Below are 23,677 nucleotides of genomic sequence, written 5' to 3'. Positions count from 1 at the left end.
TGCCGCGAGACCCGCCCGGGCCCACCCCGCACGCGGAATTTTTCGCCAGGTGAACAATTCTGACGCCTGGTCGAACGACCGCCGCGCAGATGCGGGGTCTTCCCCACCAGCAGCGCCATACCGGACATAGCGTCACTTTCACCTATCAAATACACCATTTTATCATCAACGGCGATAGATCCGTTACGAAATCTTCATCACCGGTGGTCATTTGAGGTTGTTTGGGAATGAGAGATTGTCATTCGGCTTGACGTAAGCCATTCCCGACAATGGCAATCTCTTGAGAGAGTTTTGATGTCACGACGTTCTCGGGCCTCGTCCGCATTCGCGGCCGGGGCCTTCTCTACGCGTCGAATGCGGCCGATATCGGCACTTCTGACGCTCGGTCTGCTGGTGCAGGCCGGGGTGGTGGTGGACGCGGTGACCGCCGCTCCGGCCGCCGCCGCACCCACCCCGCCCACGCCACCCGCCGCGCCCGCCACAGAGGCGCCGGACGAGGCGTCGGCGCTGCTGTCCGCTCGGCTGCAGAAGCGGCGGATCGAGGTCACCAACGCCCGGACGGAGTTCACCACGCTGTGGGCGAACCCGGACGGCACGCTGACGTCGGACCGGTCCACCGGGCCGATCCGGATGAAGGTCGGCGAGGCCTGGGTGCCCGTCGACACCACGCTGGTGCAGACGCCCGACGGCAAGGTGGCTCCCAAGGCGCACCCGGGCGGGGTGGTCTTCGAGGGCGGCGACGCCGGGGTGACGGTGGGCGACAGCCTGCCGGGTGCCACGGTCCCGACGACTGCTCCGACGACCCCGGCCGCTGCCCCGACGGCTGCCGGCTCGCCCAGCGCGACGCCGACCGCGGCCATCGAGCCGACCCCGACGGCAAGCTCGACGGCAACGCCGTCGGCCACCACCACGCCGTCCGCGTCCGCTCCGGTCTCCGCTCCAGCCTCCGCTCCGGCCTCGGCCGACCCGACCCGGGCCTCTCGCGGTGCGGCACGTGCCGCCGCCCCGGCCGCCGACCCGCAGCCCGCCGACCCGCAGCCCGCCGACCCGCAGCCCGCCGAGCGCGAGCTGGTCAAGATCGGCTCCGGTGGGCAGCAGGTCACGTTCGGCTGGCTGGGCAAGCTGCCCAAGCCCAGGCTGGAGGGCAACAAGGCGACCTACGTCAACGCCCGCCCCGGCGTCGACCTGGTCCTCGAAGCCACCCGGACCGGCTTCGAACAGTTCCTGATCATCAAGGACCGTTCCGCGGTCTCCCAGGCGGGCACCCTGACGATCCCGCTGGACACCACCGGTATGACGGTGGCACCGCAGCAGGACGGATCGATCCTGCTACTGGACAAGGCTTCCGGCAAACCGACGGTGAAGATCCCGACTCCGGTGATGTGGGACGCCGCAGTCGACCCCGCGTCGCAGGAGCACCTGAACCGGGCACCGGTCAAGGCCGACGTGCGCGGACAGGGCACGGACACCGAGTTGGTCTTCACCCCGGACGCGGCGTTCCTCGCGGACGCGAAGACGCAGTATCCGGTCACCGTCGACCCCGTCGTCAACGTCGATGCCACGTACGACACCTACATCCAGACGAACGAAAGCTTCGACGCCTCCTCCTCGGAGGACCTGAAGCTGGGCAGCTACGACGGCAAGGTCGTGGCTCGGTCGTTCCTGACCTTCCCGGGCGCGGACTTCAACGGCAAGCAGATCCTCGGCGCCACGCTCAACCTGTACAACTACCATTCGTCCTCCTGCGTCCCGAAGCAGTGGGAGGTCTGGGAAGCCGGCGGTGCAGGCCTCTGGACGCGGTGGAACAACCAGCCGTCATGGGGGAACAGGTACGCCACCTCGAACGACACCTGGGACGCCGATGGAGGGGCGGACTCGCACGAGTGCTCCGGGTCCGACGGTACGGCCTGGGCACGTGCCGACGTCACAGACCTGGTCAGGTACTGGGCCGGGTTCGGCTACCGCGACTACGGCATCGGCCTCAAGGCGGCGAACGAGTCCGACAGCCTGTCGTGGAAGCGGTTCAGCTCGGCTGAGGGCGGCGCCCCGCCGTACCTGTCGATCACCTACAACACCATCCCGGCCACCCCGGCAACCGTCGAGGTTCAGCCCTCACAGCAGGGCAACCCGCGCTACACCTCGGACGCAAACCCGCGCTTCCAGGTGCAGGCGGCCGACCCAGACGGCGACCCGCTGACGGTCTACCTGGACCTGTGGCGCGGCGGCACCTTCCTCGGCAGCATCGCCCGGGCGACCCCGAACGGCGCGATCGCCACCATCCGCCCCTCCGACTACGGCATCGCCAAGCTCGACGAAGGCGTGCAGTACTCGATCTGGGCCATGCTCGACGACGGCAAGTCCCGCTCCGGCTGGGTCGGCACCAACGTCATCGCCGACACCGTCAAGCCCGGTACCCCGTTCGTGAGTTCGGCGGACTATCCGGCGGACGGGCTCTGGCACGGCACCGCCAACCAGGCGGGTTCGTTCACCTTCTCGCCCGCCCCGGGCACCGACGACACGGCGGCCTACGTCTACACTCTGGACGGCGGCACCCCGGTGACGGTCGCCGCGACCGGCGCGCTGACCACGAGCATCACGCCGACCACCGAGGGTCGGCGCGTGCTCAGCGTGCAGTCCAAGGACCGCGCGGGCAACCTGTCCCCGCCCGCGACCTACACGTTCCAGGTCGGCCAGGCGGGCATCAGCTCGCCCGTCAACGGCACCCAGGCCGCCAAGCGCGTCAAGCTCGCGGTCGACGCCCAAACGCAGTTCAAGCGCGTCGTCTACCAGTACCGCCGCGGCCCCGGCGCCACGGAGTACAACGTCCCTCGCACCAACCTCACCAAGGCCGACAACACCCCGGTCACCGAGGACAAGCCGCGGCTGGCGGACCTCGGCCCGCACGCCAACTGGAACGTCCTGGACACCCTCGGCCAGGTCGGCGGCGTCGTCCAGGTCCGTGCCCTCCTCTTCCCCGAGGACGGCTCCGGCAACGGGTACGCCACCGTCTGGAACACCATGACGGTGGACCGCAACGCCGACGGCGCGGCCGGCGCGGGCATCGGCCCTGGTTCCGTCAACCTGCTCACCGGCGACTACACCACTGACGTCACCGACGCCGACGAGTTCGGCATGTCCGTCAAGCGCACCACCTCCTCGCGCGACCTCGGCCGCGGCTGGCAACCGCAGGGTGAGCGCCTGACGCTCAACCAGCGGCAGGTCAGCACCGATCTGACCGGCTTCACCTCCGGGCAGGCGACCCTGTCGCGTTCCACGGCCCGTGGCCACGACAGTTCGACCGACTCTCTGCTGGTCGTGCCGAACGCCGGGGACTCCTACGCCGCGGTCGGCCCCGAGTACACGCTCGGGCAGGGCATGCAGCCCGGCAAGACCTACCGGCTGACCGGCTGGATCTACGTACCCGGCGCGACCGGCCTCGAGAACCCCGCGCCCAACCGCGGCCTGCGCATGGCCGGCGTCTACCGCACCCCGGCCGGCTACGGCGAGACCATCTCGCCGAAGGCCTCGTTCACCGACGGCTGGCAACAGCTGACCCTCGATATGGCGGTGCCCAAGGATGCCACCGAGGCCTGGTTCCGCCTGTACAACGGCAACGACGGCGGCAGCGGCAAGGAGGTCTTCTTCGACGACCTGTCGCTGAAGGAGATCGTCGCTCCCTTCGGTCCGCAGTGGGCCGGCGGCCCCGACGCGGGCACCGGCTCGGACCACCGGGCGCTGTCGTTCCCGGAGTCCGACCTGATCGAGATCAAGGGCAACGACGACACCTCGCTGACCTTCGCCAAGGGAAATGACGGCACCTTCTTCCCCGAGCCGGGCGCCGAGTCCCTGACCCTGAAGGCGGTGCCCGCGAAGTCGGGCGCGATCGTCCTGTCGACCACCGGCCAGTGCCTGGAGGTGCCGAACGGTTCGGCCGGCAACGGCGCCGGGCTGCGGCCCGCTCCGTGCACGGGCGCGTCCAACCAGCAGTGGACCCGCGGGGACGACCTGACCCTGCGCCTGCTCGGTTACTGCCTCGACAACCCCTGGGGCCAGACCGACAATGCCACCCCGCTCGTCCTGTGGGGCTGCAACGGCGGGGACAACCAGCAGTGGGAGGTCCGCACCGACGGCGTGGTGACGAACCGTCACTCGGGCAAGTGCCTGGACGCCGACAAGGGTGCCTCCATCTGGGTCTGCTGGGCCGGGCCCAACCAGATCTGGGACGTCCAGACCGCCGGTACGACGTACGAGCTGAGCGAGCTGGACGGTTCGAAGACCGTTTTCGCCCGCCAGGCCGGCTCCAGCATCTACCAGGTGGTCAGCGAGACGGGGCCGGACTCCGCGTCCACCACCCGCTACCAGTACGACACCACCGACGGCCGCTCGCTCGTCAAGCGCATCATCCCGGCCGTCGAGCCGGGTATCGACGACGTCAACGGCTGCACCGTCGACCCGCTGCCGCGCGGCTGCGAGGTGATGGAGTACGACTACGCCAAGGCGACCACCGCCACCTCCTCGACCCCGGGTGACTACCTGGACCGCGTCCGGGGTGTGAAGGTCTGGTCGTGGAACCCCGCAACCTCCAAGCAGGAGGCCGTCGAGGTCACGCACTACGCGTACGACGACCGCGGCCGCCTCGCCCAGGTGTGGGACCCGCGCCTGGCCGCCCCGCTGAAGACCGCGTACAGCTACGACGACGCCGGCCGGGTCACCCGGATCGGCAGCGCCGGTGAGCTTCCGTGGAACTTCGACTACGGCAAGGCCGCGGCCGACCAGGACCCGGGCCGTCTCCTCCAGGTCCGTCGCAGCACGCTCGCACCCGGCAGCAAGGACCAGGTCAACGGCGAGAACGCGACCAACGTCGTCTACGAGGTGCCGCTGACGCGCGGCGCCGGCGGTCCGTACGACCTGGCGGGCGCGGATGTGGCCAAGTGGGCGCAGACCGATGCGCCGACCGACGCCACGGCCGTGTTCGGGCCGGAGGACGACCCGGGCACCAACACCGCCTCGGCCGCCAAGCCGGGCGCGGACGGCTACAAGCCGGCCACCGTCCACTACCTCAACGCCTCCGGCAACGAGGTCAACACCGCGACGCCGTCCGTCACCTCCGGCGGTGACATCGACACCAAGGAGTACGACCGCTACGGCCACGTCGTGCGCTCCCTGAGCGCGACCAACCGCTCGATCGCGCTCGGCACCCACCCGGACGCGGACAAGTTCGCCGCCGAGCTGAACCTGACGACGGCCGACTCCGCCTCCCGGGCGCGTCTGCTGGACTCACGCACCGCCTACACGGCCGACGGCCTGGACGTGGTGGACACCCTCGGCCCGGTCTACCGCGCCTCGCTCGCCGAGCAGGTGGGCGGCCAGACCAACCCGGTCGCTGTGACCTCCGAGGCCGAGAAGCTCCCGCAGCTGGGCACCAACACCAAGGTCCAGGTCGACAACGACTGCTGCGGCCTGACCTGGTCCGGCGGCGCCCACCTGGGCATCCGCGGCACCCAGGCCGACGCGTTCGACAGCATGCGGGTCACCGTCCCCGAGGAGGGCGACTACGTCCTCTCCGGCCAGCTGACCAAGAACAGCGACCACGGCATCATCCAGTTCGCGATCGACGGGCAGAACCTCGGCCAGCCGATCGACACTTACAGCGCCACGCCCGTCGTCACCCCGTACACCGTCGGCCAGGCGATCCGCCTCTCCCGCGGCGACCACGAACTCAAGGTCACCGTCACCGGCACCAACACCGCCTCCGGCGGCGAGCGCTTCCACACCGGTATCGACACGGTCACCCTGACCAAGACGACCGTCAACCCGACCCTGGCGGCCGGTACCTCCGTCGTCGCCCGGGACCACAACACCAACACCTACGACGAGGGGAAGCCCGACGGCCAGGCCTACCACCTGGTCACCACCGCCACCGACGGCGCCCGCATCGACGGCTACGCCGACGACGTGGAGCTGCGCGTCACCAAGACCGGCTACGACACGCCGATCGGCGGCACCTCCGGCTGGACGCTGAGGACGGCGACGTCGGTGACCACCGACGCGCTCGGTGCGAAGCTGACCGCGTACGTCAAGTTCGACGCCTCCGGGCGGGCGCTGGAGTCCCGCAAGCCGGGCTCCGACGGCAGCGACGCCGGAACGGTCAAGTCGGTGTTCTACACCGCCGGGGCCAACCCGGACGACGTCGCATGCGCCAACCGCCCGGAGTGGGCGGGCCTGCCCTGCGTCACGATGCCGGGCGGTGCCGTCACCGGGGCCGACGCCTCGCGAATGCCCACCACCCTGCCGGTGAAGCGGGTCACGCGCTACTCGGCGTTCAACGAGCCGGAGGAGACGACCGAGACCAACGCCGGCAAGTCCCGCAAGACCGTCACCGTCTACAACGAGCTGGATCGGATCGTCTCGACCGAGATCACCTCGGACGAGGGCAAGCCGCTGCCGAAGGTCACCGTCGAGTACGACCCGGTGACGGGCGACGCGGTGAAGACCGGCGCGGACGGCAAGTCCCTGACCCGGGTCATGGACCAGCTCGGCCGGCTGATCTCCTACACGGATGCCGACGGTGGCACCACCACCACGGAGTTCGACAGGTTCGGCAAGCCGGTCAAGGTGAGCGACCCCACCGGATCCACCACCTACGGCTACGACCGCGCGAAGGAACCGCGCGGCCTGGTCACCTCGGTCAACGACAGCGTCGCCGGCGAGTTCACCGCCAAGTACGGCGCGGACGGCCAGCTCGTCGAGCAGACCTATCCCGGCGGCATCGTCCGCAAGGACACCTTCAACGCCGTCGGCGAGGCCACCAGCCGCACCTACACCCGTGGTTCCGACAACACGGTGGTCTGGGCCCAGACCACCGACATCTCCACCCAGGGCCAGGTGGCCAAGGACACCAGCTCCACCGCCACCCGCTCCTACCAGTACGACCGGCTCGGCCGGCTGGTGAAGGCCGAGCAGACCACGGCCACCGCCGGCTGCGTCACCCGGCAGTACGCCTTCGACGCCCACTCCAACCGCCTGTCCAAGCAGACCTCCCCGCGCGGGGCGGCCAGCGAGTGCGGCACGGCCGGGGCCACGGCGGAGAACCACACCTACGACAGCGCCGACCGACTCACCGACCCGGGCTTCACCTACGACGCCTTCGGGCGCACGGTGAAGACCGCCACCGGTGCGACCAACACCTACTGGGCGAACGACCGCGTCGCCGCCCAGGAGAAGGGGGACACCAAGCAGGAGTGGGCCGTCGACGCCGCCCACCGCCTGACCGCGTTCACGACCAGCAAGAAGCAGGCGGACGGCTCCTGGGCCAACGCCACGTCGAAGCTGAACCACTACGGCGACGACTCGGACCAGGTCCGCTGGACCATCGAGGACACGACCCAGGGCACCCTGACCCGCAACGTCTCGGGCCCGGACGCCGACCTGGCAGCCACCACCAGCAGGACCGGTGACGTCCAGCTCCAGCTGACCAACCTGTTCGGCTCGGTGGTCATCACCACCGACACCGCACTCACCAAGCCGGTGGTGCTGGACTTCGACGAGTTCGGCATACCGCAGGACGGCCAGGCAGGCGTCCGCTACGGCTGGCTCGGCGGCAAGGAACGCTCCGCCGAGGCCCAGGACGGCGACATCCTCATGGGTGCCCGCCTCTACAGCCCCGCCCTCGGCCGCTTCCTCCAGATCGACCCGGTGCCCGGCGGCAACGCCAGTCCGTACGACTACTGCACCGGTGACCCGATCAACTGCACCGACCTCGACGGCAACTGGGGTATGCCCAAGTGGCTGAAGAAGACGGTCGAGGTCGTCGCCAAGGTCGCCGAAGTCGCCTCCAACATCCCGGGCCCCATCGGCGCGATCGCGGCCACCGTCTCGGCGGTGTCGTACGCGGCCACCGGAAACTGGGAGAAGGCCGCCGAAATGGCTGTCACCGCAGTCGCCCAGACCGTCGGAGCAGGCCCAGTGGTCAAGGCTGCGGCAGCCGTGGTGAAAACCACTCGAGCCGCAGGGCGTGTGGAGCGGGCGGCGTCCACCGCCCGGACTGCGACGCGCAAGGTGGTTACGACTGCGAAGAAAGTCTTCAGCCGATGCAATTCATTCGTGCCTGAGACTCAGGTCATCATGGCCGATGGAACTCGCAAGTCGATTTCCGAGGTTGCGATCGGCGACCTTGTGATGGCAGGCGACCCGGTCGCGGGAAACTTCGCCGCCGAACCCGTACTCGACGTCATCACCGGCTATGGCACCAAGCACCTTGTCGGAATCTCCGTCGCGGGTAATGAGGAATTGGTCGGCACCGCGGGTCATCCCTTCTGGGTGCTTGGGCGCGGCTGGACCGATGCAGTTGATATCACTGCGGGTGATCGACTGGTCTCCGATGACGGCAGCGCGCGGGCCGCCGAGTCAGTCACCGATTACGGGTATATCGCCAACCAACTCGTATTCAACCTCAACGTCGGCAATCTGCACACGTATGTCGTGAGCTCTGGCGACGCCAGCGTACTCGTCCACAACAAGACCCCCGAGTGCCAGATACCTGGTGCGGGCAGTAGTCCTGTCGGCACGATTCTGGAATCCCGTGGCGTGCGGGTTTGGATCAACTCCAACGACCACCCGCCGCCACATGCGCACGTCTCTGGCGGAGGCGGCAAGACAAAGATCGGCCAGAACGGCCGGCCGGTCAAGGGGAGCCCGCCGCTTTCGAAGCGACAGCAGGAAGTGATCGACAGCAACCGCAAGGTGATCAGAAAGGCGATCACGAAGTACATGAAGTGGCACAGGCGGGGTGGTCGTTAGCATAGGCTGCACCTAGCTTGAGCGAGTGGGCCGTCGCCTCGAGATCTCTCGCGGCGACGGCCCATCCCCCATTCCCCGGCAGAATGCCTTCTCAGACTCTTCAAGGAACATTATGGTGACCGAAGGCGATCTCTCCTGGATGCTGATGCTGTCCGGGATGGTCGGAGTCGAAATGTCCGAGGCTATGGAGGACGAGCATCTCCGCTTCCAGATTTATCGCCGAACTCTCCGGGATGTGAAAGAAACGGAAGAGGAGCAGGTCCTGGGAATCATCGGCCGAGACTCGGATGCAACTATGGGCGAGGCAGCTGTCGTCGAGTACGTTGATGCGATTGGAGCCACCGAGACGGATTACGAGGCTTTCCGCACAAAGACCCGTAAAATCCTCCAGGCTGTTCCAGAATTTGATTTTCTGGCTCGTCGGGTCGATGAGTGGGAGGTTGCGCTTCGGTCGGCCACTGACGCCGAACGCGTTCTGGAGGCGATCCTTGGCGGAACCGACTGGTTGCAACGCAAACTGGCCAATGAGTCGGTCTCGCGAACTGTTCTGGCGGCGCTGGCTACCGAAGGCCGGACGAAGCGGGTTCGCAACGGCGCCCGGGAACGTTGTGGCACCCTCGGCCTGGCCTGATTCCTGTCCTTTTTCGTGACGGTCCGTCGGTTCATCCGGCGGTCCGTGGCGCCTTGTTTGAGCCGGGGTGGGCAGGCCGACAGCCTGGCTGTCGCGTCGGGTGAGCGCCGGACTCCAGGCGACCGACGGCCGGGCCTCACCCACAGCGGCGCCCAACTTCGGACGACAGCAGTCGACTTACGCAACGCCGCTCAGGGTGGCGGCGGGCTCGCCCGAGCGGCAGGACCGGCCGGCGCGGCGCTCCGACCTGCGGCCGAGCGGGTTACGCCGCGGGCAGGACGCGCCGGCATCGACGGCTAACCTGACGTGGCGTCATGTCGACAACTCCTCGGTGGCGGACCGCTGTGCTGCTCGCCGTGCCCATCGCCGTCCTGCTCTCGCCGGCCGACCCGCAGGCCGCGCTGGCCGGCTTCGATGGCGCGGATCTGGGCTTCGGTGACGTAGGCTTCCCCGTTTCCTGAACGAGGCCGGCCCGGTGCTTTGCGGTGCTGCCGCGAAGCACCGGGCCGGCGGTACCTGTCGACCAGCGACGGAGAGGAGGTCCGGCGATGACCGAGACCGCCTACGCGGAATTCGCCCGCCGCGCTTACGGAAGCCTTGAGCGCCCCACCTACCACGCGATCATGAAGCTACTGGACCGGGATCCCTACCAGGCTCTCCGGTCGGCCTTCCCCGCATCGTGGAGCGTCGAGGACGTGACCGACGAGAACAACGATGTCGGCTCCGCGTGGCGGATCACCTGGGGTGGTGGCGGGGTCGTGCTTCGACTTTCGATGGTCGGGCCGTACGCCACGGCTTTCAGGCTGCATCCCGAGGGCTACGCCACAGGGGAGTGCGTGTTCCCACCAGCCGTGGAAGGCGACGGGGCTGGTCGGAACGAGGAACGGCTGCTCGCCGACGTCGTCGGCGGCGCAGGGTTCGCGCTGCTGTCCAGCAACGAGCTCGGCCGCACGATCCCCCTCCGCCTTGCGGACGCTGACGGGCCCGTCACTCTCTACGAAGCACTCTTCTCGTTCGACTGACCCGATGTCCGTTGGAGGGTGCGGGCGAACCGGTACCGAGCCACGGCCGTCATCGTCCAGAGCCACGGAGGGCCACCAAGCGTCCTCGAACGTCGCCGGCGGTAAGACCGGAAGCACATCGGCCGCAGGGACGAGTCTCCCGTCGAGCTCCGGATTGCCCGATCAGCGGGCACTGATCCACTGGACCAACCCATCGGGGCGCCATCCGAGCTTCGGACGGCGCCCCGACGCGCGGTCACTCCAAGCTGGACCCCTACGGCGACGACTCGGACCACGTCCGCTGGACCATCGAGGACACGGCCCAGGGCACCCTGACCCACAACGTGTCGGGTCCGGACGCCGACCTGGCGGCCACCACCGGCAAGACCGGTGACGTCCAGCTCCAACTGACCAACCTGTTCGGCTCGGTGGTCGTCACCACCGACACCGCACTCAGCAAGCCGGTCGTGCTGGACTTCGACGAGTTCGGCATCCCCCAGGACGGCCAGGCAGGCGTCCGCTACGGCTGGCTCGGCGGCAAGCAGCGCTCCGCCGAGGCCAGGACGGTGACATCCTCATGGGTGCTCACGTGACCGTGGTAGCACGGCGCGGAGAGATCATCGCGGCGTACCCGCACTGATCCGCACCAAGTAGCCCATCATTCAACCGGCGGGGTTGTCGCGTGACGGCAACCCCGCCGGCCATCCGTGCAAGGAGGTAGGGACATGGGACTGTCCATCCAACTGGTGAATACCACGCTGACCGCAGAAATGGAGCGCCAGGCAAAGGGGAAAGGGAAGGGGAAGGAGGGACAGTCAGCCGTGTCCGACATCGTTTCGCACCTACTGGAAGACGGAGAGTTCGAAGCGGTGCTGACCACAGTCGGTCGGGATACCCTTCCGACGCTGGCGCGCATCGACCCCTATGACGACACCGAATTCGACCACTACTTCTGCGAACTGGCCCTCGCCGAGCTCGACCGGGTCGCCGGCCGTCCCCTCTCCGTGGCGGAGAACTCCTTCCTCTCCGAACTCCGCCTGATGTTCCAGCAGGCCCTCTCCGAGCCCGCCTACATCGTTCGCTTCATCGGCGACTGAGCAGGCACGGCGGCAGGAGCTCGGTCACCGTGCGCCGCCTCACCAGCCGATGCACCGTTGGAGGTCTTCGCCCTCGAACCGGCCGGGGCGGTCCGATGCGAGGCGGCCGGGGCGCGACCGGCCCGACAACTCATCGGCCAGTTCCCCGAGCAGGGCGCCTGACGGCGGTGGCCGAACGCGCAGTGGAACGATGACCTGGGATGGGAGGCGGGTTGGATGGGACGGGAAGGATTGCCCCCGGGGTGCTCGGTGGAGGATCTCGTAGCGGCGGCCCATCGGTCCGGGCGGTTCGCCGAGGTCGAGACGGCTGAGGTCGCGGCCGCGCCGGAGCTGGTCAACGTCCGGTCGGAGACCCTGTCGGTGCCAAGCGAAAGGACCACGGAAGTGGCCGTAGCTGTCGAGGCGGCGGCGACGGGCATTCCGTCGCCGCCGCCCCCCGTCGTCGTACCCGTGAAGGGCCCGCAGGACCGAGCTACCGCAGTTGTCGCGGGTCGGCACGATGCCATCGAGCCGAAGCGGAAGGGTCGATTTCGGCCAGTTACGCCATTCATGTAGGCACACATTCACATCTTCGACATTCTGACCGCACCCACTGCCAGACCTACGACGAGGAGAAGGTCATGCGTCGAATCGCAGCCATCGGCACCGGGGCGGCACTACTCATGGGAGCGGGGCTGATCGCCGCGCCGTCGGCCTCGGCGATCTCCTACTGCGTCACCGACCAGGGCCAGACCTGGGGCTCCGTCAACTGCCGGACCAGCGCGCCGAAGAACCACTGGCAACTCGTCCTGATCTGTGAAAGCGACAGCGTCAAGGGCATCCGACAGACGGTCAACGGCCGCTGGCACACCGGCGACGGCACCGACATCCTCTACTGTCCCAAGGGCTACAGCGCCGCCCTCACCAACGTCAACAGCGACAACTGACGGCGAGGACGGCCCTGAGCGGCTTCCCGGACAGGTCCGGCCCGCCGACCGACTGACCTCAGGCCGTCCGACGGTCCGCCGGGCAATCCGGCGGACCGTTCGGCCTTCCGTACCGTGATTCAGTCGAGGCGAGCAGCCTCCAGCGCCCGGGAGAGGACGGTGAGGAGGGGGAGGGTGGGGGCAGCGTGGCCGGCTTCGATGGTGCGGATCTGGGCCTCGGTGAGGTCAGCGCGCTTGGCGAGGTCGGCGGTGGAGAGGCCGAGGACGGTGCGGCGCTGGTGGACGGCGCGGGCGAGGGCCGCGGCCGGGTCGCCGTCCGGGTGCGCGGGGAAGTCCTCGATCAGCGGGCGTGCGTGGTTCACCGAATCTCCTCATCGACCCGTGGGGTCGCACAGCCTGACACGCGGTCAGGACGAGCAGGGCGAAGCGGCGGTCAAGAATCCTTGACCGCCGCTTTGTCGTCCGGCTACTTGACGGGGTGCGGATGGCCGAGGTGGGGGAAGGCGGGGAGCAGGTCGGTGTGCGGGGGGATGTGGTCACTGGTGATCTTGCCACCGGAGACCATGGTGAGGCGGGCCGAGGTCACGTCGTCGACGAGGGTGCGGCCGTTGGGGTAGGCGGCGGGGCGGGAGCGGTCGTAGCGGAGGATGTCGGGCAGGACGAGCTTGAGGGTCTCGGTGGCGGCCTCGGTGGTGTAGTCCCCGGCATGCTGGAGGACGGCCGTCCAGGCCTCGCGGTAGGTGTCCCAGTCGTCGGCCGGCTCGCCGGCGTTGTACGCGTCCTTCACCTCCTCCTTGTTGAAGTAGGCGGTGAGGGAGGGGTGCGCGCCACGGTCGACGGAGAGGAGCCGGCCGCCCTCGCGGACGCTGACCCGGCCCCAGACGCCGATCGTCGGGTCGGGGCCGAGGTCGGCGTCGGGGACTTCGAGGGCGATGCCGAAGATGTTCGCCTCGGCCATCGCGTCCTTGCCGGTCCAGGTGAAGTCGTTGACGATCCCTTCGAGGTCGGCGAAGAAGGGGTCGCTGCGCAGTCCGACCGAGAGCTTGCAGCCGTCCGTCTCGACGACGTCGGGCGCGTCACCGAAGGCGACCGGGACGGCGGAGAAGAGGACGTCGCCGGCGGGTTCGTGCCGCTGGGCGGCGGTGCCGGTCGCGCGGTGGACGGTGACGCTCTGTCCGCCGGTGCTGGGGGCGGAGAAGGTGAAGGAGTAGGCGACGTCGGCGCGGTGGTCGCCGTCACTGTCGATGTTGATCCGGTAGACGGCCTGCGGGTGGAACTCGGCCGCCCGGGTGGGGGCGTAGGGGTTCACGTTCATGATCAGGACGGTCCGCCCGGACGCGTCGGCGGCCGGAAAGGCGAACAGGTCGGTCAGGTCGAGCCGCGCGTCGCCTCGGGGGGAGCGGAGGTTGGGGCCGCTGAGGTGGTGGGACATGGGACTGTCGTAACAGCGCCCGCCCGGGCCGGTCCCGACGACACCCGTGCGGAGCGCGGCTGTCCGCTGATCAGCGGACAGCCGCCACCCCGCGCACGCCCGACCCGGAACGGACCGGCTCAGAGCACACCGACCCGGAACGGCCCGCCCCGGAACGCACCGACCCGGAACGGACCGACCCGGAGCGCACCGCCCCGGAACGGACCGGTCCCGCGCTACGGCGTCTCCGCCCGGATCTCGTCCAGCGACTCCCCCAGCACCCCCTTGGCCCGGGTGAACCAGTCCGCGATCACCGCGATCTCGTCCGGCGTGTAGTCGGCGAACAGCGCGCCGATCCGCTCGTAGAACGGGCCGTAGACCTGGAGGATGCGCGCCTGCGCGTCCTCCGCCATCACCACCCGCACCCGGCGCCGGTCGGCCGGGTCTGCCTCCCGGCGCGCGTACCCGGCCTTCTCCAGCCGGTTGAGCACCCCCGTCACGGCGCCGGTGGTCAGCTGCGCCCGCTCGGCGAGGTCGCCGGCGGCCAGCGCCTCGCCGGCCATCGCCGCCTCGATGACGAAGCCGAGGCAGGTCAGGTCGGTGACGTTGAGCCCGAGCCGGGCGGCGATGTCCTGCTGGCCGAACTGCGCCAGCGCGATCATCCGATCCATCGCGTACAGCGCCTGCTCGGGCGTCGCCTGGGGGCGCGGCTTGCCCTTCACCCGGTATCTCCTTAGCATCTAAGTAACTTATCTCGTGAGATAAATGGCCTAGGGTCGTTCATCACCACCCGCCCATCACACCAAACGAGGAGACATGAGCGCACACGGCGACCACGACATGGGGCACACCATCGCCGGCTGGACCGGCTCCGTCATCGCGATCCTCGGCTTCACCGTCGCAGGCGCGGCCCTCATCCTCGCCTCACCCGCCGTCCTCTGGCTCGGCGCACTGCTCGTCGCCCTCGGCGCCCTCGCCAGCTGGCTGCTCCACCTCGCCGGCCGGGGCAAACCCACCGGGCCCCGCCCACCGCACCTCCAGCACTGGCGCACCCCCGACCCGGCCGGCCGCCGAGGCCACCCCGACTGCCTCGGCTGCCGCCTGGTCGGCCGCGCCCCCGACTGCGCCCCGACCCCGACCCCCGTGCGGGACCGGCAGCGCGTCGAGGCCTGAGCGCCTGCGCCGACCACCCTCGCTCCTCAAGCGGACTTGAGGTCAAGGGCGGGCGGACCGGCACTGTCCCCGTCCGGTACGGCTCCAGGCGCGCCAGACCACCGTGGCCCGCTCCGGGGCCGCGGTGGCGGATGGCGCCGGGTCAGACGGCGGTGCCGTTGGTGGCGGGGGCGGTGGGTGGGGTGGCGGCGCCGGCGGTGGTGCCGAGGGTGTGCTCGACCTTGGCGACGGCGGTGCGGTACTGCACGGAGGCGAGTTGGGAGGAGTCGCCGTCGCGCTGGTAGAAGGCGAAGGCCAGGCCGACGGTGCCGAAGCGTTCGATGCCGACGAAGGCGTTGAGCTGGACGCCGGCCAGGGTGCCGTCGAGGCGGACGGCGGGGGCGTCCTGGCGGTCGCCGAGGGTGATCGGGGTGACGGTGAAGGTCACCGTGTCGTCGGTGCCGGCGTCGAAGGTGATGGTGTGGCAGTTCTTCAGGGCGTCGGTGGCGGTGTTGACGTCCGTGGTGAGTTTGGCCGGGTCCTCGGCCGTGAGGGCCTCGGCTACCATCGGGTTGCCGTCCTGACCGTCCAGTTCGACCTCGACGTGCGGGGTCGAAGGGCCGGGTTCGCCGGTGTGCATGGTGATCAGGGCGCTGAGGGCGTCGCAGCCACTGGCCGGCGTCGGGTTCTCCTCGGGGCCGGGGCTGGCCGTGCTGGGGACCTCCGTGAAGCCGGGCCCGACGTCGTCGACGGTGAGCAGCGCCGACGTGAGCTGATCGGTGGAGGGCAGGTCCTGGGTGGGCGCCACGGCCGTGGCGAGGTGGGCCGGGCCGAAGGTGACCGCCGCGAGGAGGGCTGCGGCGGTGAGGGCGCTAAGAGGCCTCGGGAGATGCATGGATTGGCCCCCGGTCGAGAGTTCGGGCAGGGACAGATCACCAGTCTCCCACCGGGGCCGGGGCGGGGCGCGCGGGGAGCCGGATTGCGCGGGAAACCCGCAGGTCAGGGCCGGTCCGACGGCAGCGCTTCGATGGTCTCGGCGAGCCACTGCACCCAGAAGGCCTCCAGGCCGATGCCGGCCCGCAGCACGGCGTGTTGGAGGCGGTTCTCCCCGTCCGCCGCCTCGACCGGGAAGTCGTGCCGCTCGATCTCCAGGTAGTCGTCCAACTGCGCGCGGTGCAGCGTCAGATGGCGCTGCAGCTCGGCCGCCAGGCCGTCCGTGCCGACCACGGCGGCGGCGCGCAGCCGCAGCAGCAGCGGTTCCCGGACCGCGCGGGGCGCGGCGCCCTCGGCCGTCCAGCGGGCCAGTTCGGCGCGGCCCTCGGACAGGACCTCGTACTCCTTCTTCTGCCCGCGGACGGGGCCGGACGGCTGGAGGGCCCGGATGTGTCCGGAGGCCTCCAGCCGGCCCAGTTCGCGGTAGATCTGCTGGTGGGTGGCGGGCCAGAAGAAGCCGATCGACTTGTCGAAGCGCCGGGTCAGCTCCAGCCCCGAGGACGGCTTCTCCAGCAGGGCGGTGAGGATGGCGTGCGGCAGCGACATGCCGTCGATCCTAGGGTCCGTCGGAGTAGGTCGGCCTTAGGGCCCGTCGGGGCAGGCCGGGATCCCGTCGCCGGTCGGGTCAGAGCGTCGCGGCCAGTTCGGTGCCCTGCTTGATGGCCCGCTTGGCGTCGAGTTCGGCGGCGACGTCGGCGCCGCCGATGAGGTGGACCTCCAGGCCGCGCTCGCGCAGCGCGTCGTACAGGTCGCGGCGCGGCTCCTGGCCGGTGCAGAGCACCACGGTGTCGACGGGCAGCAGCTGGCGTTCGCCGTCCACGGTGAAGTGCAGCCCGGCATCGTCGATCAGGTCGTACGTGGCGCCGGCGACCATGGTGACGCCGCGGTGCTTGAGCTCGGTGCGGTGGATCCACCCGGTGGTCTTGCCGAGCCCGGCGCCGACCTTGCCGGTCTTGCGCTGGAGCAGGTGGACCGTGCGCGGTGGTGCGGGCCGTTCGGGGCGGCGCAGTCCGCCGCGCTCGCGGTAGTCCGGGTCGATGCCCCACTTGGCCTGGAACACGGGCGGGTTGAGGCTCGCGGCGTCGCCCCGGTCGGTGAGGAACTCGGCGACGTCGAAGCCGATGCCACCCGCCCCGAGGATGGCGACCCGTTCGCCGACGGGTGCGCCGTCGCGCAGCACGTCGAGGTAGCCGAGCACGCTGGGGTGGTCGACTCCCGGGATGTCGGCGGGAGTTCGCGGGGTGACGCCGGTGGCGAGGACGAGTTCGTCGAAGCCCTCGGCGGCGAGCTGCTCGGCAGTGGCGGCCGCGCCGAGGCGCAGCGTGACGGCCAACTCGGCGAGCCGGGTGCGGTAGTAGCGCAGCGTCTCGTCGAACTCCTCCTTGCCGGGGATGCGCCGGGCGATGTCCAGCTGCCCGCCGACGGCCTCGGCGGCGTCGAACAGCGTGACGTCGTGGCCGCGTTCGGCGGCGGAGACGGCGAACGCGAGCCCGGCCGGTCCGGCCCCGACGACGCCGATCCGCTTGCGTGACCGCGTGGGCGCGAGCACGAGTTCGGTCTCGTGGCAGGCGCGCGGGTTGACCAGGCAGGAGGTGATCAGGCCGCTGAAGGTGTGGTCGAGGCAGGCCTGGTTGCAGCCGATGCAGGTGTTGATGGCGTCGGCGCGGCCGCCTTCCGCCTTGGCGACGAAGTCGGCGTCGGCGAGCAGCGGGCGGGCCAGCGAGACCAGGTCGGCGCAGCCTTCGGCGAGCAACTGCTCGGCGATCTAGGGGGTGTTGATGCGGTTGGTGGTGACCAGCGGGATGCCGACCTTGCCCATCACCTTCCTGGTCACCCAGGCGAACGCGCCGCGCGGCACGGAGGTGGCGATGGTGGGGATGCGGGCCTCGTGCCAGCCGATGCCGGTGTTGATGATGGTCGCCCCGGCGGCCTCGACGGCCTGGGCGAGCCGGACGACCTCGTCGAGGGTGGAGCCGCCGGGCACCAGGTCGAGCATGGAGAGGCGGTAGACGATGATGAAGTCCTCGCCGACCCGTTCGCGGACCCGGCGGACGATCTCCACCGGGAAGCGCATCCGCCGCTCGTACGGGCCGCCCCACTCGTCCTCGCGCCGGTTGGTGGCGGCGACGATGAACTCGTTGATCAGGTAGCCCTCGGAGCCCATGATCTCGACGCCGTCGTACCCGGCGCGGCGGGCGAGTTCGGCGCAGCGGGCGAAGTCCTCGATGGTCTGCTCGACCTGTGCGGCGGTGAGCTCGTGGGGGGCGAAGGGGCTGATCGGGGCCTGGAGGGCACTGGGGGCGACCAGGTCGCGGTGGTAGGCGTAGCGGCCGAAGTGCAGGATCTGCAGGGCGATCCGGCCGCCGGCGGCGTGCACGGCGTCGGTGACGACGCGGTGGCGGTCCGCCTCGGCCTCGGTGGTGAGCATCGCGCCGCCCTCCCAGGGGCGCCCGGCCTCGTTGGGGGCGATGCCGCCGGTGACGATCAGGCCGACGCCGCCGCGGGCGCGCTCGGCGTAGAAGGCGGCCATCCGCCGGTAGCCGCCGGGGGCCTCCTCCAGGCCGACGTGCATCGAGCCCATGATCACGCGGTTGGGTAGGGTGGTGAAGCCGAGGTCGAGCGGGCTGAGCAGGTGCGGGTAGCGGCTGCTGCCGGGGGCGGTGCTCATCGACGTGCTGATCGACGTGCTCATCGATGTCTCCTGGGGGGCGGCGGGGTCGGTGTTACCGCACAGTAGGGGACGCCGGTGGGATGTGCAACTAGTTGCATAAGAGTGCCGGCAGGGGCGGCGGCGGGGATGACGACGGGGTGCCGCCCCGGCTCCCCGATTCACGCCAACTCTGCCCAAGGATCCGCGTATTGTCGCATTGACATCATGGGCATCTGGGAGGGGACGGCCGTGCGGGGTGGCTCGATAGCCGTGATCGGCGGCAGCATCGCCGGAAGCGCCTTCGCCGGGGCCGCCGCCCGGCTGGGGGCGGACCGGATCGTGGTCCTGGAACGCAGCCCCGGCCGCCTGGAGGACCGCGGCGTCGGGATCTGCATCCACGACGACCGCTTCGCCGAACTGGTCCGCGCCGGCCACCTCGCCGAGGGCGTCCGCCGCCACCGCCTCACCGTCCGCCGCTGGGTCACCCGGGACCCGTCCGACGACGGACCGGGCGGGCGCGGGCGGGTGCTCTGGAACCAGCCGATGCCGTTCCACTCCCACCACTGGGCCGTGCTCTGGCAGGCCCTGCGCGAACGGACGCCCGACCGGGTCGAGTTCCGGCTGGGCAGCACGGTCACCGCGGTCGGCGGCGACCGGGACGGCGCCTGGACCGCGGCCGCCGACGGCACCCGCGAACCGTACGACCTGGTGATCGGCGCCGACGGCTACCGCTCGGTGGTCCGCGCGGCCGTCTGCCCGGAGGCCCGGCCCGAGTACGCCGGGTACGTGTGCTGGCGCGGCAGCTACGACACCGCGCTGCTGGCGGAGCTGCCCGGGGGCGCCGGGGCCTGGCCGGAGGACGAGTGCGCCACCGTCTGCTACCCCGGCGGCCAGGTCGTGATCTACCGCATCCCGGGTCTCACCCCCGGCAGCACCCAGGCGAACTGGGTCTTCTACGCGCCCACCCCCGCCTGGCTGCGCCTCGACGGCCCGACCAGCATCCCGGCGGGCACCCTCACCGACGCCCAGGTGGACGAGCTGCGCCAGCTCGCCGAACGGCACCTGCCGCCGTACTGGGCCGCCCTGGTCACGATCACCCCGCGCGAGCGGACCTTCCTGCAGCCCGTCTACGACCTGGAGACCCCGCGCCGCACGGCCGGGCGCCTGCTCCTCGGCGGGGACGCGGCCACCGTCGTCCGGCCGCACAACACCAGCGGCGCGGTGAAGGCACTGCAGGACGCGCACGCCTTCGAGCGGGCAGGGCAGGCGGGCGGCGGGTCCTGGTCGTCGCTGCTGGCCGGGTACGACCACGAGCGGGGCGCGGTCGGACGGGAGCTGGTGGAACTGGGCCGACGGCTCGGCCGGGCGCAGGTCGCCGCGGCGCCCGACTGGTCGGCCATGGACGAGCCGGCGATGACCGCCTGGTGGCGGCAACAGCTCACCGGCGGCGGGGGTTTCGGCGGCCACGCCCTCGGGCCGACGCCGGACGGGCGGCCCGCGTGAGCCGCCCGCCCGGGGCCGGTCCGGCCGATCCGCCGAAACCCCGTCAGATCACCCGCAGGGATCAGACGTTGACGCCGTAGTCGGTCGCGATACCGCGCAGACCGGAGGCGTAGCCCTGCCCTATCGCGCGGAACTTCCACTCCGCGCCGTTGCGGTACAGCTCGCCGAAGACCATCGCGGTCTCGGTGGACGCGTCCTCGCTGAGGTCGTAGCGGGCGATCTCCTGGCCGTTGGCCTGGTTCACGACCCGGATGAACGCGTTGCGGACCTGCCCGAAGTTCTGCAGCCGGGCGTCGGCGTCGTAGATCGACACCGGGAAGACCACCTTCGCCACGTCGGCCGGCACCCGCGCCAGGTCGACCTTGATCTGCTCGTCGTCGCCGTCGCCGCCACCGGTCAGGTTGTCGCCGCTGTGCTCGACCGAGCCCTCGGGGCTGTGCAGGTTGTTGAAGAAGACGAAGTGCTGGTCCGAGACCACCTTGCCGAGCGCGTTGCACAGCAGCGCGCTGGCGTCCAGGTCGTAGTCGGCCCCGGTGGTGGTGCGCACGTCCCAGCCGAGACCCACGATCACGGCGCTCAGACCGGGCGCCTCCTTGCTCAGCGAGACGTTGCCGCCCTTGGCCAGCGAAACTCCCACAATGCCCTCCTCGATCTCTCCCTGCGGACGAATCTACAACACTGTAGAGATCACCGGAATCCACCTGCGGTCGGGCCCCACCCCGGGGATTTCTCAGGGGCTCCACCGGGAACCGACCGTCACCCCGGCCCGCTGGTGCCGATCCACCGGGGCGCCCCGGCCCGGGTGGCCGCCCTAGACTGGCCGTGGATCCTCTGGTCCTTCCCGATCGGCCTTCCCCGATCGAAGCCCCCGCGCGGGAGGTTCCCATGCGTCAGCGGTACAGCTTCCACGCCGACCAGGCCGGGCACTCGGTCACCGTCAACGTCCGGACCGGCTGGATCACCGAGACCGAGCTGCTGGTGGACGGCAAGGAGTGCGCCTTCCACCGCGTCCACGGGCACGGCGTCTACCCGCTGACGCTCTCCGCCCAGCTCGCCGGGGAGCCGCCGCTGCCGCTCTCCGTCCGGCTCGACCGGACGGGTGCGGCCGAGCAGCCGTACGCCTGCGTCCTGGCGGTCGCGGGATCCGAGCACCCGATGCCGGAGCACGCGGCGCGCTGAGACCGCCCGGCCGATGCCCCCTGCCCTTGACGGTCATCACGTCTACCACGACCGGGCGCGTGAGAGCTCGGGCCCGCCGCAGCACTGTCTAAGCGCCGCCCTGATGCTGCGTCAGGATCTCCTCGACCGCCGGGCGGGCGCGCTCGGCGTCCTCGGCGACCAGACCGATCCTGGTCCGGCGGTCGAGCACGTCGGCGACGTCCAGCGCGCCCTCGTGCGTGACGGCGTAGGCGACCTCGGCGCGCGTCACGTCCAGGCCTTCGGCGATCGGCCCGAGGTCGCCGGCGGCCAGCACCTCCCAGGCCGCGCCGCCGTGCCGGGCGAGCAGCGAGCCGGGCGCGCCGGTCGCCGGGAGCGGGCGGCTGTCCCGGTGGGTCGGGGCCCCGACCAGCGGCAGGCGGGCCGTCCAGCAGGCACGGGCCGGCAGGCCGCGCAGCCGGACGGCGGTGTCCACCGCGTCCTCGGCCATCCGCCGGTAGGTGGTGAGCTTGCCGCCGACCACAGTGACCACCCCGGACGGCGACTCCAGCACCGCGTGCTCCCGGGAGATGTCGGCGGTGCTGCCGCCCCCGGTGTCGATCAGCGGCCGCAGCCCCGCGTACGCGCCGCGCACGTCCGCCCTGGTCAGCGCGGTGCTCAGGGCGGCGTTGACGGTGTCGAGCAGGAACGCGAGCTCGCCTTCGGTGGGCACCGGCTCGTCCGGGATCGGGCCGGGCGCGTCCTCGTCGGTCAACCCGATCGCCACCCGGCCGAGCTGCTGCGGCAGCGCGAAGACGAAGCGGCTGGTCGAGCCGGGCACCGGCACGGTGAGCGCCGCGGTGGGGTGGCCGAGCGCGGCGGCGTCCACCAGGAGGTGGGTGCCCCGGCTGGGCCGCAGCTTGATCGACGTGTCCACCTCGCCCGCCCAGACTCCGGTGGCGTTGACCACCGCGCCGGCCTCGACGGTCAGCGACTGCCCGGTGAGCGTGTCGGTGAGCCGGGCGGAGGTTCCCGTCACGGACTCCGCCCGCACCCGGGTCAGCACGGTGGCGCCGTACTGCGCCGCGGTCCGCGCCAGTGCCACCACCAGCCGCGCGTCGTCCACGAGTTGGCCGTCGTGCGCGACCAGCGCGCCGGACAGGCCGGCCGTCCGCACGCCCGGCACCAGCTGCCGTGTCCGCGCGGCGTCGATCCGGCGCACCCGGGGCAGCAGCGCGCCCGGCGTCCCGGCGCTGAGGCGCAGCGCGTCCCCGGCGTGGAAGCCCACCCGGATCAGCGAGGCCTGCCCGGGGCGCAGCAAGCCCGGGAGCAGCGGCACCAGTTGGGGCAGTGGACGGATCAGGTGCGGGGCGGTGCGGGTCATCAGCACGCCGCGCTCGACGGCGCTCTCCCGGGCCACCCCGATCCGGCCGGAGGCGAGGTAGCGCAGGCCGCCGTGCACCAGCTTGGAGCTCCAGCGGCTGGTGCCGAAGGCCAGGTCGCGGGCCTCGACCAGCACCGTGCGCAGGCCGCGCGCGGCGGCGTCCAGGGCCACCCCGGCGCCGGTGACGCCGCCGCCGATCACCAGCAGGTCGAAGCGCGGGCGGTCCCCCAGTGCGTCCAGCTCCCACCGCCTCCGGGCCGCGTCGAGTCGGCTGGAACCGGCGAAGGGGCTGGCGGAGGAAGCAGCGGGCGTCGAGGTCATGGCGCGAGGTATCCGTTCAGCGCGGTGGCCAGTTCGCGCCGCCAGGCGGCCTCCGGCAGCAGCGAGGCCACCATGCGGTGCGACTGGACGGTGGACTGGGCGATCAGCAGGACCATGGCGGCCAGTTCGACCGGCTCGCCGGCTCGGATCGAGCCGTGGGCCTGCCCCTGTTCGATGCCGGCGCGCAGCGCCTCCAGCAGGCCGCGCTGGCTGGTGCCGAGTCGCTCGACGACGTACTCCAGCAGCAGGTCGGAGTCGGAGGAGCGCAGCAGCGCGCCGAGCACCGGGTGGTCCCGCAGCCGGACGGCCACCTCGACGACCCCGTCGACGAAGGCCTCCCGGTCGATCGGGGCCCCACCGCCGAACTCCAGGACGACGCCCTCCCGGGTGGCCTGGATCTCCCGGGTGAGCAGCGCGCCGATCACCGCCCGCACGTCCGGCCAGCGCCGGTAGACGGTCGGCCGGCTGACCCCGGCGCGGCGGGCGATCTCCGCCAACTGCGTTCGGCGCACGCCGAGATGGACGATCAGGTCGGCAGCGGCGTCCAGGATCGCGTCGTCGGTGCCGCGGGGCACCTCGTCGGTACTGCGGGGCGCCGGGGCCGCCTCGGGGGGCTGCGCGGCGCTGCGAGGCTCGGCGTTACTACTTGACATGATGTGTGAAACTGTAACG

At 70.8% G+C, this 23,677-nt stretch carries 20 protein-coding genes; 10 read left to right on the top strand and 10 right to left on the bottom strand.

The window, feature by feature from the left end; translation table 11 throughout:
* Positions 1-354 precede the first annotated feature (354 nt).
* The 7 genes from ACIOJE_RS34835 to ACIOJE_RS34805 all read left to right on the top strand — a co-directional run bounded on the left by ACIOJE_RS34835 (position 355) and on the right by ACIOJE_RS34805 (position 12,454).
* Positions 355-8,799 (top strand): ricin-type beta-trefoil lectin domain protein, encoded by an 8,445-nt coding sequence (locus tag ACIOJE_RS34835; RefSeq protein WP_400781833.1) that lies wholly within the window; start codon positions 355-357, stop codon positions 8,797-8,799.
* A gap of 112 nt (positions 8,800-8,911) precedes the next feature.
* The gene (locus ACIOJE_RS34830) at positions 8,912-9,430 is read left to right on the top strand and encodes a hypothetical protein (protein ID WP_400781831.1); all 519 of its coding nucleotides are present in this window, start codon (positions 8,912-8,914) and stop codon (positions 9,428-9,430) included.
* 314 nt (positions 9,431-9,744) lie between these two features.
* Entirely contained in the window at positions 9,745-9,891 is a 147-nt protein-coding gene (locus ACIOJE_RS34825) for a hypothetical protein (protein ID WP_400781829.1), read from the top strand.
* Between the two features lie 87 nt (positions 9,892-9,978).
* Positions 9,979-10,452 (top strand): hypothetical protein, encoded by a 474-nt coding sequence (locus ACIOJE_RS34820; protein ID WP_400781826.1) that lies wholly within the window; start codon positions 9,979-9,981, stop codon positions 10,450-10,452.
* Positions 10,453-10,775: 323 nt separating this feature from the next.
* Positions 10,776-11,024 (top strand): hypothetical protein, encoded by a 249-nt coding sequence (locus tag ACIOJE_RS34815; RefSeq protein WP_400781824.1) that lies wholly within the window; start codon positions 10,776-10,778, stop codon positions 11,022-11,024.
* Between the two features lie 132 nt (positions 11,025-11,156).
* Positions 11,157-11,528 carry a hypothetical protein gene (locus tag ACIOJE_RS34810; RefSeq protein ID WP_400781821.1) on the top strand — a complete coding sequence of 124 codons (372 nt, stop codon included), beginning with the start codon at positions 11,157-11,159 and terminating at the stop codon, positions 11,526-11,528.
* A 620-nt stretch (positions 11,529-12,148) separates the two neighbouring features.
* The gene (locus tag ACIOJE_RS34805) at positions 12,149-12,454 is read left to right on the top strand and encodes a hypothetical protein (protein WP_400781818.1); all 306 of its coding nucleotides are present in this window, start codon (positions 12,149-12,151) and stop codon (positions 12,452-12,454) included.
* A gap of 119 nt (positions 12,455-12,573) precedes the next feature.
* On the opposite strand, the gene ACIOJE_RS34800 is transcribed toward ACIOJE_RS34805, so the two are convergent.
* The 3 genes from ACIOJE_RS34800 to ACIOJE_RS34790 form a co-directional block, all read right to left on the bottom strand.
* Positions 12,574-12,816 (bottom strand): helix-turn-helix domain-containing protein, encoded by a 243-nt coding sequence (locus ACIOJE_RS34800; protein WP_400781815.1) that lies wholly within the window; start codon positions 12,814-12,816, stop codon positions 12,574-12,576.
* Between the two features lie 104 nt (positions 12,817-12,920).
* Complete coding sequence (locus tag ACIOJE_RS34795; protein WP_400781813.1) at positions 12,921-13,886, bottom strand: DUF4331 family protein; 966 nt, start codon at positions 13,884-13,886, stop codon at positions 12,921-12,923.
* Between the two features lie 215 nt (positions 13,887-14,101).
* Positions 14,102-14,587, bottom strand: coding sequence for a MarR family transcriptional regulator (locus ACIOJE_RS34790; RefSeq protein ID WP_400781810.1), 486 nt, complete (start codon positions 14,585-14,587; stop codon positions 14,102-14,104).
* A gap of 94 nt (positions 14,588-14,681) precedes the next feature.
* Between ACIOJE_RS34790 and ACIOJE_RS34785 the strand changes: the two genes are divergently transcribed.
* Positions 14,682-15,038 carry an HGxxPAAW family protein gene (locus tag ACIOJE_RS34785; RefSeq protein ID WP_400781808.1) on the top strand — a complete coding sequence of 119 codons (357 nt, stop codon included), beginning with the start codon at positions 14,682-14,684 and terminating at the stop codon, positions 15,036-15,038.
* A 142-nt stretch (positions 15,039-15,180) separates the two neighbouring features.
* Here ACIOJE_RS34785 and ACIOJE_RS34780 read toward each other — a convergent pair whose 3' ends face one another.
* The 4 genes from ACIOJE_RS34780 to ACIOJE_RS34765 all read right to left on the bottom strand — a co-directional run bounded on the left by ACIOJE_RS34780 (position 15,181) and on the right by ACIOJE_RS34765 (position 18,702).
* Positions 15,181-15,912: a hypothetical protein gene (locus tag ACIOJE_RS34780; RefSeq protein ID WP_400781805.1), complete on the bottom strand. Its 732-nt coding sequence runs from the start codon at positions 15,910-15,912 to the stop codon at positions 15,181-15,183.
* Positions 15,913-16,016: 104 nt separating this feature from the next.
* Positions 16,017-16,556, bottom strand: coding sequence for a PadR family transcriptional regulator (locus tag ACIOJE_RS34775; RefSeq protein WP_400781803.1), 540 nt, complete (start codon positions 16,554-16,556; stop codon positions 16,017-16,019).
* A gap of 79 nt (positions 16,557-16,635) precedes the next feature.
* On the bottom strand, positions 16,636-17,559 hold the full coding sequence (locus tag ACIOJE_RS34770) for an FAD-dependent oxidoreductase (RefSeq protein ID WP_400781858.1): 924 nt from the start codon (positions 17,557-17,559) through the stop codon (positions 16,636-16,638).
* A 216-nt stretch (positions 17,560-17,775) separates the two neighbouring features.
* Positions 17,776-18,702, bottom strand: a complete 927-nt coding sequence (locus tag ACIOJE_RS34765) for a 2,4-dienoyl-CoA reductase FMN-binding domain-containing protein (protein ID WP_400781800.1) — start codon at positions 18,700-18,702, stop codon at positions 17,776-17,778.
* 183 nt (positions 18,703-18,885) lie between these two features.
* Between ACIOJE_RS34765 and ACIOJE_RS34760 the strand changes: the two genes are divergently transcribed.
* Entirely contained in the window at positions 18,886-20,163 is a 1,278-nt protein-coding gene (locus ACIOJE_RS34760; protein ID WP_400781798.1) for a monooxygenase, read from the top strand.
* Positions 20,164-20,224: 61 nt separating this feature from the next.
* Here the strand turns inward: ACIOJE_RS34760 and ACIOJE_RS34755 are convergent, their stop codons facing one another.
* Positions 20,225-20,800: a TerD family protein gene (locus ACIOJE_RS34755; RefSeq protein WP_280686002.1), complete on the bottom strand. Its 576-nt coding sequence runs from the start codon at positions 20,798-20,800 to the stop codon at positions 20,225-20,227.
* 248 nt (positions 20,801-21,048) lie between these two features.
* On the opposite strand from ACIOJE_RS34755, the gene ACIOJE_RS34750 reads away from it, so the two are divergent.
* Positions 21,049-21,342 carry a hypothetical protein gene (locus ACIOJE_RS34750; RefSeq protein ID WP_280686001.1) on the top strand — a complete coding sequence of 98 codons (294 nt, stop codon included), beginning with the start codon at positions 21,049-21,051 and terminating at the stop codon, positions 21,340-21,342.
* Between the two features lie 88 nt (positions 21,343-21,430).
* Here ACIOJE_RS34750 and ACIOJE_RS34745 read toward each other — a convergent pair whose 3' ends face one another.
* The gene (locus tag ACIOJE_RS34745) at positions 21,431-23,005 is read right to left on the bottom strand and encodes a glycerol-3-phosphate dehydrogenase/oxidase (protein WP_400781797.1); all 1,575 of its coding nucleotides are present in this window, start codon (positions 23,003-23,005) and stop codon (positions 21,431-21,433) included.
* Positions 23,002-23,658 (bottom strand): TetR/AcrR family transcriptional regulator, encoded by a 657-nt coding sequence (locus ACIOJE_RS34740; protein WP_400781795.1) that lies wholly within the window; start codon positions 23,656-23,658, stop codon positions 23,002-23,004. Before ACIOJE_RS34740 ends, ACIOJE_RS34745 begins: the two co-directional genes overlap by 4 nt.
* Positions 23,659-23,677: the final 19 nt, after the last annotated feature.

The organism is Kitasatospora sp. NPDC087861 (genome assembly GCF_044742585.1).
In the GTDB taxonomy this organism is placed as follows: domain Bacteria; phylum Actinomycetota; class Actinomycetes; order Streptomycetales; family Streptomycetaceae; genus Kitasatospora.
The sequence above is the reverse complement of the archived record's forward strand: the minus strand, read 5'-3'. Positions and strand labels throughout refer to the sequence as shown.